This is a genomic window from Streptomyces sp. NBC_00569 (assembly GCF_036345255.1).
In the GTDB taxonomy this organism is placed as follows: Bacteria; Actinomycetota; Actinomycetes; order Streptomycetales; family Streptomycetaceae; genus Streptomyces.
Window position 1 is genome coordinate 2,368,779 of record NZ_CP107783.1, and the last position, 12,455, is coordinate 2,381,233.

The 12,455-nt window shown below is 67.5% G+C and carries 8 protein-coding genes, 1 tRNA gene and 1 pseudogene; 6 read left to right on the forward strand and 4 right to left on the reverse strand.

The window, feature by feature from the left end; translation table 11 throughout:
- Positions 1 to 346: 346 nt before the first annotated feature.
- Both OHO83_RS10870 and OHO83_RS10875 read left to right on the forward strand, forming a co-directional pair.
- Positions 347 to 5,164 carry a hypothetical protein gene (locus OHO83_RS10870; RefSeq protein ID WP_330279347.1) on the forward strand — a complete coding sequence of 1,606 codons (4,818 nt, stop codon included), beginning with the start codon at positions 347 to 349 and terminating at the stop codon, positions 5,162 to 5,164.
- A gap of 8 nt (positions 5,165 to 5,172) precedes the next feature.
- On the forward strand, positions 5,173 to 5,622 hold the full coding sequence (locus OHO83_RS10875) for a hypothetical protein (protein ID WP_330279348.1): 450 nt from the start codon (positions 5,173 to 5,175) through the stop codon (positions 5,620 to 5,622).
- 255 nt (positions 5,623 to 5,877) lie between these two features.
- Here the strand turns inward: OHO83_RS10875 and OHO83_RS10880 are convergent, their stop codons facing one another.
- Positions 5,878 to 6,963, reverse strand: coding sequence for an integrase core domain-containing protein (locus OHO83_RS10880; RefSeq protein ID WP_330280752.1), 1,086 nt, complete (start codon positions 6,961 to 6,963; stop codon positions 5,878 to 5,880).
- Positions 6,964 to 7,131: 168 nt separating this feature from the next.
- Between OHO83_RS10880 and OHO83_RS47005 the strand changes: the two are divergent.
- Both OHO83_RS47005 and OHO83_RS10885 read left to right on the forward strand, forming a co-directional pair.
- Positions 7,132 to 7,257 (forward strand): annotated as a pseudogene (locus OHO83_RS47005) (IS256 family transposase); the annotation flags it as partial.
- A 240-nt stretch (positions 7,258 to 7,497) separates the two neighbouring features.
- The gene (locus OHO83_RS10885) at positions 7,498 to 7,644 is read left to right on the forward strand and encodes a hypothetical protein (RefSeq protein ID WP_330279349.1); all 147 of its coding nucleotides are present in this window, start codon (positions 7,498 to 7,500) and stop codon (positions 7,642 to 7,644) included.
- A 127-nt stretch (positions 7,645 to 7,771) separates the two neighbouring features.
- Here OHO83_RS10885 and OHO83_RS47010 read toward each other — a convergent pair whose 3' ends face one another.
- Positions 7,772 to 8,449, reverse strand: coding sequence for a hypothetical protein (locus OHO83_RS47010; RefSeq protein WP_443066039.1), 678 nt, complete (start codon positions 8,447 to 8,449; stop codon positions 7,772 to 7,774).
- 744 nt (positions 8,450 to 9,193) lie between these two features.
- Positions 9,194 to 9,267, reverse strand: a tRNA-Pro gene (locus OHO83_RS10895).
- 150 nt (positions 9,268 to 9,417) lie between these two features.
- Here OHO83_RS10895 and OHO83_RS10900 point away from each other — a divergent pair.
- On the forward strand, positions 9,418 to 10,131 hold the full coding sequence (locus OHO83_RS10900; protein WP_330279350.1) for a transketolase: 714 nt from the start codon (positions 9,418 to 9,420) through the stop codon (positions 10,129 to 10,131).
- Between the two features lie 65 nt (positions 10,132 to 10,196).
- Positions 10,197 to 11,111: a transketolase family protein gene (locus OHO83_RS10905; protein ID WP_330279351.1), complete on the forward strand. Its 915-nt coding sequence runs from the start codon at positions 10,197 to 10,199 to the stop codon at positions 11,109 to 11,111.
- Here the strand turns inward: OHO83_RS10905 and OHO83_RS10910 are convergent.
- Complete coding sequence (locus OHO83_RS10910; RefSeq protein ID WP_443066040.1) at positions 11,077 to 12,300, reverse strand: MFS transporter; 1,224 nt, start codon at positions 12,298 to 12,300, stop codon at positions 11,077 to 11,079. The genes OHO83_RS10905 and OHO83_RS10910 overlap by 35 nt on opposite strands.
- Positions 12,301 to 12,455: the final 155 nt, after the last annotated feature.

Genomic DNA, 12,455 nt, shown 5'->3' on the forward strand with positions numbered 1-12,455 from the left:
CGGTGCCCAGGATTCGGGCGCTGCGCACTCTTGTCCCGGAACTGGATGATCCCCCTCTGACCGAGGCCCTGACGGCCGAGATCCGGTGCGCTCGGCTCGGTGAACTATCCCACCTCGCCGGCATCCGCGCCGAGGGTCAGCTGGCCACCTGGGCTGCCCCCGTTGAGTGGAGCCCGATCTGACGGGCGCCCCGCCATCATCGCGTTCTTGGGCTCGCAAATCGGGCCGCGGACGCCTCACGTCGGCGGGGCCGCCGGTGGATACGTCCGGTAGCGGTATAGCCTGCTGGCCCCCAGTCCCCCAATTCGCCCCACACCACCAGCTGCTGGCCTTACGATCAGTGCGCATGAGCACCGCCTCCGACCTTGAGGGCCCTGCCCCCCAGGAACAGCAGCCGTCCTTGCACAGCAGAGCCGACGCGATCATTCAGAGTGAGTTGGGCACGGAGGTGTCCATCACCTACTTGCAGGAACTCAACGACGGCTACACCGACGCACTCGTCGCCCGCTGTGACTTCATGGGTGCACAACTGGGCGGCCTTGATGGGCAGTTCATCGTGAAGGTGTCCGCCGACGGCGAGGGCCGCCAGCACGAGGCCCACGAAAGGTTCAGTACGGCGCTGGGCGGGTTCGCCGAGGAGCACGTGCCAGGACTGCGACTTTCCGCCGGCGGCGACGGTCTGCGCGTCGACGTGTACGAGATCGCCGGTGGCAGTCTACGGAACGTGGGCGCCGCCGAGATGGCCCACAGCCCGAGGCTCCTCGCGGCATGCCGTACCGTGAGCGCCGAGCTGCTGGAAGCCCAGCTGAGCGGATACACAGGCGTACGCATGCAGGCCGGGCAAACGCTGGACGCTTGGCTGGGCGAGGGCTTCCTCTGGGCCCAGCGCGGGGACGCGCTGCGGGAGACCCGTCGCATGGCCGGCATCAGTGGTAGCACGTTCGTCTTCCATGGCGAGGTATTACCCGACCCCGTCTCGGTGCTGGAGCAGGAGAACGAGCTGACCCGGCGTTCGGACCTGGTCCTGATGGGCTTCAACCACGGCGATCTCCATCTTCGCAACATTCTTCTGGACGCGACCCGGAGTTACCGGGGCTCGTACTGGCTGATTGACGTCAACTGGGGGAAGAAATCTCCCCTGTTGTATGACCAGGCATATCTGGAGACGGCCGCTCTGATCAGCATGCAGTCCCGGCTCCGTGTTCCGGTGCCGCTGGCGGTGCTCCAGGAATGCGACGGCCTCATCAGCGCCGCCGGACTCGAATGGCAGGGGCTCGTGAGCGCCGTGCGTGCCGTCCGCGACGGCACGCACGAGAGCATCAACCGGCTCCAGCCCGGCCGTGTGGACTCACTCACCCACCAGTACCTACTGGCCCGCCTGGGCGCCGCGCTGAACTACGCGGCCAAGAACATGCCCGAAAGGGACCGCATCACCGCGTACCAACTTGCCGGCTGGATCACCCACAACCTCCTCAAGGAGTACCACCCGGAACTGCGACAGCGGGTACTCGAGCAGGCACAGTCCCCGCGCGCTCCGCGGGAAGCGGTGGTGGCCCCGACGCGAGCCGCGGATGTCGAGGCACTGGCGGAGCGGCTCGCCCCCTTCCTGGCTACGGCGCACAGCGGTTACGACCGCATCCTCATCGTCGAGGCCGGGGTCAGTCCTCCCGACCTGGCTCACCTGCTCGCGCCGCAGTGGACAGTGATCGTCGACCTCAGCCCGGAGAGTGAACGGAGTGGTCTGGCCCGCCACTTCGATCCTGAGACTGCCGAGAAGCAGACTGTGATGTTCGGCCTGCACGAGGCGCCGTCCTCGGGACGCAATTCCGTCTCCTGGATCATGGCCGGCGGTTGGGAGACCCGGGGCGAGCCAGCTCCGGCGACGTTCGTGGAGTGGCGTCGGTCCCATTTGCCGGTCGTGCGGGGCGTTCTCGACCGCTCCAGCGGGGCGAGCGTAAACCGGGCAGCGGCCGTCCTCTGCATCTCCGCGGGGAGCGATCCTGATCAGCGCTCCGAGCGGATCATGGAGGAAGTCGAGGTTCTCTACGAACAGACGGACATTGTCCGTGTTGCCGGAGACGGCGACGAGTTCCGTGCCCTGCTCGACGCCTTCGGCAATGCGCAGGCGATGGCCCGGCCCGACCGGCTCGCCACTCTGCCGGGCCAGGACGGACCCGTCCCCTTCGAGCAGGAGCAACTCGTCCGCCTGGCAGCCGATCTGGTCGTCCTGCATTCGCGCATCCTCGTCGACGAATTGCGTGAGGAGCCGGTCGACGAGTTCTGGCGTGGCCGCCCGGCGAGCTGGGTAGACCTGGACGCCGGTCTGGACGTGCCCCGTGACACACAGCCGATGGTCCAGGGAGCCATCGGCCGAGTGCTGAGGAAGCACAGCTCAGCCACCTTCGAGATCTTCCACACCCCGGGGGCCGGAGGCACGACTCTGGCCAGGCGCATCGCCTGGGACCTGCACCGCGACCATCCCGTGGTCTTTCTGCACCACTACGGGCAGCAGACCGTGGAGCGCATCGACGACATCTATCGAGCCACCAAGAAGTCGGTCCTGGTGGTGGTGGAGAGCGCGACTCTCGGCCAGAGCGAGCGTGAGGACCTCTACTACAAACTGCACGATCGCAACACACCGGCCGTCGTGCTGTGGGTGACGCGCGGCATCCGGCCGACGGCGGATCCCGGTGCCCCGGCCTCGGGCAAGGGACGCAAGGACGACAACAAGTTCTATCTGAAAGAGCCCCTTTCCCTGGAGGAGGCCCGGGAATTCCGGGCGATCTTCGGGGCCCGTGCCCGCTCTCCCCGGGCAAGGGCAGCTGTGGAACGCCTCATTCCCGGCTCCGCTCCTGAGCAGCATCTGTCGCCGTTCTACTTCGGCCTGTCAGCCTTCGAAGAGGACTTCGAGGGCACGCGCCGTTATGTGGACAGCCACGTCGCCCACTTCAACGACCTGCAGCGCAGCGTTGCCGGCTACCTGTCACTCGTAACCCGGTTCACTCAGAACGGGCTCCCCTACTTCCTCGTCCGGCGCTGGCTCACCGGAGCATGGGGCGGGCAGGCCGCGTCGGCGGCGGCGTATCAGGAGGACCTCAGGTCAACTCTTGGGGAGGACCTGCGGCATCTCAGCGTCGAGAATGACGAGGAAGTGCGGATCCTGCACCCCTCGGTGGCCGAGAAGGTCCTGGAATCCGTCCTGGAGTCGGTCCGCGGGGACAGGGACTGGGAGTTCCTGCTGGCAAACACGGCCATAGAGTTCATTTCGCAGGTGTCCGGTCATCTCGGTCCCGACAACGCATGGACGAAGGAGATCCTTCAGAACCTCTTCATCCGGCGCGACAAGTGGTCGGGATCGACGTCGAATTCCCAGAGATTCGCCGAGTTCATCCACGAATTCGAGAACAAGGACCAGGCGTACCGGGTTCTCGAGGAGCTCACCCGCCGTTGCCCGAGCGAACCGCACTTCTGGCTGCACCTGGGGCGCTTCCACGCTTCTGTCCGTGGGCACCTGGACGGCAAGGCGGAGACGCTCATCAAGAAGGCGATCGATCTGTCCGACGAGCTGGACCCGGTTCCCTTCCACTCACTGGCGATGCTGCACCGCGAGTCGGTGCGCGGTGAACTCATCCAGCTCGGCAGCAATACCGGCCGCGAGGACGAGGCGATCACCCGGATCCGGGACCGCTACAACGAAGCGCTCCGCGTTTTCGGAAGGGCCAGGCAGCTCAACGGGATCGACGAGCACAACTACGTCACCCCCGTTCAGATGATCGTCACCGTCCTGAACCAACTCCGCCGCATCTCACACCACAACAACCTCATCGACCTGATCCGCGCCGGAGGCATGGCGGCGGACTGGGCGAGCGAGCAGCTGAGCATCGCCGAACTGCTCCTGGACGAATGCGAACTGGCCCGGCCCGACCACCAGGACAGCTCCTATCTCAGCTCCTGTAAGGTGAGTCTCGACACCCTTCATGGCGGAGTGAAAAGCTTGGTCAGCGCCTGGCGCGACCTTGTCGTCCAGTCCCGTAGCCACTCGCGTGTGGCGCTCGTCCTGGCGAGGGCCCTGCTCCGCGAACACGGCGACGACTGGCAGGAGACCTCTCCCGAGGTGTTCCGGACCGCCGTCGAGTTCTATGACGCGGCCTTCGACGAACGGGGCGATCTCTCCGAGCACGACGTGCAGTTGTGGTTCCGGTGCTATCGAAGGCTTCCGGAGTACGACGAACTCGCCGCCCTCGAACGGTTCTCGTTCATCGCCTCCTCCCGGCCCAGCCCGGTCTGCCGCTATTACCTCTACGTGCTGCGCTTCATGCGCTGGTTGAACGGGGACGAGCTGAGTCAGGACGAGGTCGAGAACCACATGGCCGAGGCAAAGGCGCTTATGCAGGGCCGCCGCAAGGCATTCAGCTACGAGTGGGTCGCGAAGGACGAGTCCGGCAAGGGTGCGGACATCGCTCCTCGGCTCGCGCACTTCTCGGAGCTCGGGGAGCGCAGGCCTGCGACCCACGACTGGGAGAACTCCGCGAACGTATGCCGGCGGGTCCGGGGCGTTGTCAGAAAGATCGAAGGTCAACAGGCAGGGTGGCTCGCTGTGGAGGACGGCTCCATCGAGGCGTTCTTCGTCCCGAGGGAGGAGTTCCTCAGGCATCGGGACATCAACAAGGTGGTCGAATTCGACCTGGGTTTCGCACAGGACGGGCTGAGGGCCTGGCGGGTGGAGGTCGCCAAGGAAGCCCGACTCCTGCGGCGCCCCGACGTGGAGATCCGAACGGTCGAGGTTGCACCCATCCCCTTGCCCTCACAGGTCAGGCCTACCCTTCCCCGAACGGGTGGCGGCATCGCTCCCGTCCCAAAGGCCATCGCCGTGGCACCCGAAATCAGGGAACAGGCTCTCGCTCTCGCCGACACGAACGAGCGCGACGCCTACCGGCTGGTAATCGGCCATCTCGTGTCGTCCGCTTCGGGCACGACGGCCGTCACCTCCCTGAACCTGGGGGTTCTTCTCCAGAAGACCTTCGGGGATGCGAACTACACCCGTGCGCTGTCGGGAACGAAGTTGCGGCCGTACGTCGAAGGCCTGGGCTTCCGCGTGACGTCAATGGCGCACGGGCAGTTCGCTGTCACATTCGACGACGCCGAAAAGGGAAGTGACCTTTGAATGCTTGGATGGGCACGTTGATCGCGCTCTGCGCGCTCGCCCTCTCGGCCGCCACCGCGTACATCCAGCATCGCGCCCGCAAACGCGAGACGCTCGGCGCCGACGTGACCGCCTACTTCCACCGTACTTCGGACTTCGCGAGGATAAAGCTGTTCGATGGCACAGTCCGGCAGGCCGGGTACCACCTGGTCATCTGGAATCACGGCCCCGCGCCGGCCGAGCGGGTTCACCTGGCGGTCGCGGACATCGAGGGTGCCGCGGTAGAGCTGGCGGACTGCCCGCCGGACGAGTTTCCGCTCCAGCGGCTAGACAAGGGCGCCCGCTATCCAGTGCCGTGGATTCCGGTGTCGGACACCCATCGCGGCGCCCGGCGCTTCAACGTCCACCTGCGGTGGCAGGACGGGAACGGAACGCAGGAGCGGGTCTTGCCGATGCGGCGGGGCCAGACAAACGTGTGACGCGCCGTGGCGCGCTGGTGCGGGGCAGCTCGGGCCGGTGGACGGAGCGTCACTACCAGGCAAGCCTGCGCACGACGTGTACGGGGATTGTCCAGCCCGCGCCGGGGCCAGCACTTCCTTCGCCGGTTCGCAAGCTGTCCCCGAGCGCACTTTTGCCACGCCCATGCCAACATCACGCCCTGGCTGGCTCGGCGGCGTCCCACACAACTTGCGGGTGCCGAATACCTGTACCGTTCGGAAACTCATCGCCCCTGGTCAGGCTGCGTGTCTGTACTCGTTGATCACGCCGCCGAGTATTCGGGTGCGTAGAACCCGGTGAACGGACGGAGCGGCCATGGGCGTCGGGTGCTCCAGGGCGAGGGGAGGGAGCTGTCGGCGAGCTTGGTGGGGGCGATGACCGTTGTAATGCCGGACGTACTCATCGAGGACGTGCTGGGCGTGGAACTCGTTCCAGATCAAGAGGTGGTCGAGGACCTCGCGCCGCAGCGTGCCGATGACCCGTTCGCAGTGGGCGTTCATCCGAGGGGCCCGCGGCGCGCTCCTCACAACCTGGATGTCGTCGGCCGAGAAGACCGCGTCGAAGGACTCGGTGTACTTCGCGTCCCGGTCTCGGAGCAAGAAACGCAGCGATTCTGCCCGCGTACCCAATTTGACGGCAAGGTTTCTCGCCTGTTGCACCGTCCAGGGCCCGTTGGGATGGGCAGTCACTCCCGCGATGTGTAGCCGGCGTGTGCCGTGCTCGAGGAACACGAGCGCGTACACCCGGCGCAGATCGACCAGGTCGATATGGACGAAGTCGCAGGCGATGATCCCCTCGGCTTGCGCGGTCAGGAACTCGCGCCACGTCGGGCCGCTGCGGCGTGGGGCTGGATCAATGCCCGCTGCGGTGAGGATCTCCCAGACCGTCGTCGATCCGACCGGGTGTCCGAGCCGGACGAGTTCCCCCTGGATCCGTCGGCAGCCCCAGGCCGGATTCTCCTTGGCGAGCTGCAGCACCAGAGCCTTCACCGCACTCGCGGTCGACGGTCGACCGGGCCTGCTCCGGCACTTGCTGTAGTCCCACCTCAGGGCGATCAGCCTGCGGTGCCACGCCAGCAGCGTCGTGGGCGCCACCGGGAACACCTGCGCCCACCGGCGCCGCGGAATCAGCGAGGACAGCCCTGCGAACCACAGCCGATCCGCCAGCTCGTAGCGAACCGGCTTCGTGAGCTGCCTGCGCAGCACCGCGTTCTCGTGCCGCAGCACCAGCAATTCCGCGTCCTTGGCCACGTCCCGGCGCAGCAGCACCGCCGCGGCTGCCAGCAGCTTCCGCGCCACCTGGTACACCAGTGAAACGATCACCCGGACAGGTTTCCAGCAGACAGTGATGCCGCGCCAGACCGCCTCCGAGCAGTAGCGATGAGTTTCCGAACGGCACAGGGTAACAGCGATCTCTATGTAGCCCCTGGTCATGAGGCGGCCATCGCGCAACTTTCCGAGTAGAAGAGGCTTGTTGAGAGAGGTGACACGATGGGCTTGCCCCAACATGACTTACTCCGGCTGATGGAGTCACTGCGTACGGCGGACGGAATCGAGCTGATCCGGGTTCTGGCCCAGCGGAACCTGCAGGAGCGCATAGAGGCCGAGGCCACCGCCATGACGTAGTTACGGCTGCCACCCGCGAGCCTGGACACCGGCCCTGCGCTTGCCGAGAACTTCGTCCGCGCCGGTCACGCGGCATGTTCGTATTCGTGGAGAATGCCGCCGAGGCGTTGGCGTTTCCGTATGTCGAGGTAGGCTATCTGCTCCGAGTCAGCGAGCGGGACAGTGCGCCTGCCGAGAATGCCGTCCGTGCAGCTCAGGGGTCTGTGCGGTGCTGCGACATGATGAGCACTTGTGTTGCTTCGTCTCGCCTACCTGACCCTCACCAACGCGTTCGCCATGCTGCGACTGCTACCGATGAGCGACCGCGACAAGGACGCGGAGATCCTTGCCCTGCGCCACCAGATCACGGTCCCCAAACGGCAACTCGGCACGGACTGAGTGGAGTTCACTTCGGAAGACCGAGGCTTCCTCGCCGCTCTGCTGATGCCGCTCCCGCGCCAGGCTCTGCGCCGGCTCCGGCTGCTGGTCCAACCCGACACCGTGCTGCGCTGGCACCGCAACCTGATCAAGCAGCGCCACCCCCACACCTGCCGGCCGAAGAGGCCAGGCCGCCCACCCACCGTTCGCCCGATCCGCACGCTGATCCTGCGCCTGGTCCGGGAGAACCCCTCGTGGGGCTACCGCAGGGTGCACGGCAAATCGCCACACTCGGCATCAAGGTCGCCGCCTCCACCGTCTGAGAGATCCTCAGAGTCGAAGGCATCAACCCCGCACCCGACCGCAGCGCCACCACCTGGGCCGACTTCCTGCACTCCCAAGCCGAGGCCCTCCTGGCCTGCGACTTCATCGAAACCATCACCCTGACCGGCAAGCGCCAGTACATCCTCGCGGTCATCGAGCACACCACCCGCCGCATCCGGATCTCGGGCACCACCGCCCAACCCACCGCACCATGCATGACCCAGGCCACCCGGAACCTGGCCATGGACCTCGAGGACACGGGAACCAGCACCATGCACCTCATCCGGTCCGGGACGCGAAATCCCCTGTTCTCTTCGACCAGATCCCGTGCGACGCCAACATCCAGACCGTGCTCACCGGCGTCCGGATACCACGCATGAACGCCATCACCGAGCGCTGAGTCCAGACCCGCCGCCACGAACTCCTGGACCACACCCTGATCTGGAACGAGCACCACCTGCGGCACGCCCTTCGCCAGTTCGAACTCCATCACAATGCTCACCGGCCCCACCAAGCGATGAACCAGGCGGCGCCACTGCGCGCGCCACCGAACCAATCACCGATCCGGACAAATGCCGGTCTCGACATACGCCGCCGAGACCGGCTCGGCGGAGTGATCCACGAGTACCGGAATGCCGCCTGACCTGGGCGGATGCGGTATTCGGCAGCCGCACTGTGGCAGACCATCGGCTTCCGGCACTCCGAGGACGACGTCTACCCGCTCGACACCCCAACCGACGCGACAAGCGCACCCGGCCGGAAACGTTTCCCCACACGTCCGAGCCCAATCCGCGCACCCGCTCCCACCGTCGCAGCATCTCCCAACCGCGTTCAACGTCTCGATGCCGCGCACAACGGCCGGGACAGAAATCTGGCATATGGGGTCCCTGAAATCGGACATGGGGCCAAGATTTCGCATGGCCCCATAACGTCGGTTCCGGTTACGGGGACGCCGCTCCCAGCCCCGCTCCCACTGGGAGCGAGTGTGACCTGCGCGAAGAGCGCAAGCCCATACCCGTAAGACCCCCCGAACGACGGGGAGCCTGCGGTCACAAAACGGGCACGGATGCGAACGCGTGGCCAAGAAATCGAATATGGGGCCAGTGGCCCGAGTGGGAGCAATCCGTAATGGGGACTGGGAGGGAGCGTGCTCCCTCCCATCGCTCCCAGGGAGCGGGCCCCGGGAACAGAAAAAGGGCCGTTCGAAAACGGCCCTTCACCTGCGACGTTCGATACGTTCGAACTGTCGGGACGACAGGATTTGAACCTGCGACCCCTTGACCCCCAGTCAAGTGCGCTACCAAGCTGCGCCACGTCCCGGTGCTCGTCTGACCTGGGCTTTCCCCTGGCCGAACGCGCAGAGAAACCATACCGCACTCGGGGCCGTGGTCGCGCACCCCTTTCTTCCGCGGTCGGCGCGCGGCAGGTCACTCTTGACCTCAAGTTGACTTGAGGTTGCACGCTCCTGTCATGACAACGACAGCGGCACGTACAGCGACGGCCTCCTACTCTTACGAAGATCTTCCGGCCCTCATGGCCCGCATGACCGGCGACGAGAAGCACGGCCCCGCGGCGACCTCCACCCTCGATGTCCTGTGGGTGCTCTACGACCTCGTGCTGCGGGTGACGCCCGACGGTGTCCGGGATCCGGAACGTGACCGGTTCCTGCTGTCCAAGGGCCACGGCCCCATGGCGTACTACGCGGTGCTCGCCGCGAAGGGGTTCGTGCCGGTGGAGTGGCTGCCCGGCTTCGGGTCGTACGACTCCCCGCTCGGACACCACCCGGACCGCATCCTCGTCCCCGGCGTGGAGATCGCGAGCGGGAGCCTGGGACACGGGCTGCCGATCGCCGTCGGGACCACACTCGGACTACGCGCGCAAGGCCTCGCGGGGCCGGCGGTCTGGACGCTGATCGGGGATGCCGAGCTGGACGAGGGCAGCAACCACGAGGCCATCGCCTTCGCGGGGCCCGCCGCCCTCGACCGGCTGCACACCGTCGTCGTCGACAATTCCTCGGCCAGCCACGCCCGGCCCGGCGGCATCGCCGCCCGCTTCGAGGCGGCCGGCTGGTCCGCCGCGACCGTCGACGGACGCGATCACGAGGCCCTGTACGAGGCCTTCACCACGCCGCACCCCGGAAAGCCTCGCGTGATCGTCGCCCGCGTGGAGCCCAAGAACGCCTGACTCGCACCGTCCCTCGCTCCTGCTCTCGCTTTCTGCTCTCACTTCCCAGGAAGGACCCCCACGTCATGGACACCATGCGTGATCGATTCGCCTCTGTCGTCTCCCGGCTGCTCGACGAGGACCCCCGGGTCGCCGTCGTCCTCGCGGAGATCGGCAGGGACCGCTTCGTGGAGGCGGAACGCCGGCACCCGGACCGGGTGATCAACGTGGGCATCAGGGAGCAGCTGCTCATCGGGACAGGGGCGGGGCTCGCGCTGACCGGGCTACGGCCCGTCATGCACACCTTCGCCAGCTTCCTGGTGGAGCGACCCTTCGAGCAGGTGAAGCTCGACCTCGGGCATCAGGACGTGGGCGGGGTCCTGGTGAGCGCCGCCGCCTCCTTCGACTGGCCCTCCGGCGGCTTCACGCACATGGCACCGGGAGACGTGGCGCTGCTCGACACCCTCGACGGCTGGACCGTGCATGTGCCGGGGCACCCGGACGAGGCCGAGACGCTGCTGCGGCATGCGGTCGGCGCCGGTGACGACCGCGTCTACGTCCGCCTTTCGGTGCAGTCGAACAAGGAGGCACTCGCCGTCGACGGGGAGCGTTTCCTGACCGTCCGCGAAGGCCACAGCGGCGTCGTGGTCGCGGTCGGGCCGATGCTCGACGCGGTCCTCACCGCTACCGAGGGCCTCGACGTGACCGTGCTCTACGCCACCACGGTGCGGCCCTTCGACTCCGAGGCACTGCGCCGTGCCGCGGGTGCGGCCGACGCCGCCGACGTGGTGATCGTCGAGCCGTATCTGGCGGGTACATCGACGGCGGCCGCCAACGACGCGCTCGCCGATCTGCCGCACCGGGTGCTGGGGCTGGGTGTGGGCCGCCGTGAGCTGCGCCGGTACGGACAGATCGAGGAGCACGTGGCCGCGCACGGCCTCGACCCCGCGTCCCTACGGGAGCGGATCAGTGGCTTCCTCGCTGGGCGGGCTCGGGGGTAGAGGCGGACTTGCCCGGGTTCCGGCCCGGCACCGGCACGGTGCTGTCCACCCGTATCAGGCCCCTGATCGCGGGGACGGAGAGCAGGGCCGCCGCCACGAGGACGGTCGTGACGCCACCGGCGAGCAGGACGTGGCGCGTGCCGAAGACTCCGGCGGCGGGGCCCGCGAGCGCCTGGCCGACCGGTGTCATCGCGAGGGAGCCCGCGACGTCGTAGGCGTGTATGCGGTTGAGGACGTCGCGCGGGACCTGGGTCTGGATGCTGGTCGCCCACATGACGCCCCAGAACGACATGCCCGTGCCCGCGACGACCGCGCCCGCCGCCATCCACTCCACGCCGAACCCTGCGCCCACCGCCGCCGGGAACAAGCTGAAGCCGAACAGGGCGACGGCGCCGGCGCGCAGCATCCGGCGGGGGCGCAGTCGCAGCGCGAAGACGCCGCCGATGACCGTGCCGAGGCCGAGCGCCGAGTTGATCAGGCCGTAAGCGCGCGGGCCGTGCTCCTGGACGACCTGGGTGGCAATGAGCGGGACGGCCGGGCCCCAGGCGGCGATCATCAGTACGCACCAGATGGCAATGACTCCCCAGAGCCACGTGCGCGATCTGAACTCCCGCCAGCCCTCGACGAGATCGGCCCGGAACCCACTTCCGCGGATCGCCTCGGTACCGGGCTGAGCCGGCGGCAGTCGGAGCAGCAGCAGGCACAAGGCGCTCAACCCGTACGTGCCCGCGTGGGCCGCGAAGACGATGCCCGGTGAGGCGAACGCGACGAGCAGGCCGGCGACGGCAGGGCCCGCGAGCTGCGCCACGGACTCGGCCACGCGTATCGCGCCGTTCGCCGCCTGCACGTCGGCGGCGAGGCGCGGGACGGTGCTGGCCACGCCGGGCTGGAACAGGGCGGCCGCCGCGCCGTTCACCGCGCCGATCACGCAGATCTCCCAGAGCACCACGTGCCCGGAGAAGAACATGACCGCGGCGAGGGACTGCGTGACCAGGCGCGTGACGTCGGCGCCGATCATCAGCAGTCGGGTGTTGAACCGGTCCGCGAAGACGCCGCCGAAGATGACGAGTCCGGCGAAACAGGCCACGGATGCGGCCATCGCGAGGCCGACCGCGCCCGCGCCGTACCCGTGCTGGAGCAAGCCCGCGGCGAGCGCCACCGGCAGCATGGTGTCCCCCAGCTTGGCCACGGCACGCGCCGAGAAGAACAGCCCGAAGTCCCGCGACCAGATACCGCCGCGCGGCCGCCTCGATTCACCGGGACCAGGAGTCGACCCGCCAGACCCGCCGGCCCCGCCAGCCGAATCCCGCGGGCGCCCGCGCTCACCAGGACCAGCACCAGGAC

What these genes read in the sequence shown, in the direction of transcription:
- OHO83_RS10870 (WP_330279347.1), top strand. Translation starts at nt 347, where the DNA reads ATGAGCACCGCCTCCGACCTTGAGGGCCCTGCCCCCCAGGAACAGCAG.
- OHO83_RS10875 (WP_330279348.1), top strand. Translation starts at nt 5,173, where the DNA reads ATGGGCACGTTGATCGCGCTCTGCGCGCTCGCCCTCTCGGCCGCCACC.
- OHO83_RS10900 (WP_330279350.1), top strand. Translation starts at nt 9,418, where the DNA reads ATGACAACGACAGCGGCACGTACAGCGACGGCCTCCTACTCTTACGAA.
- OHO83_RS10905 (WP_330279351.1), top strand. Translation starts at nt 10,197, where the DNA reads ATGGACACCATGCGTGATCGATTCGCCTCTGTCGTCTCCCGGCTGCTC.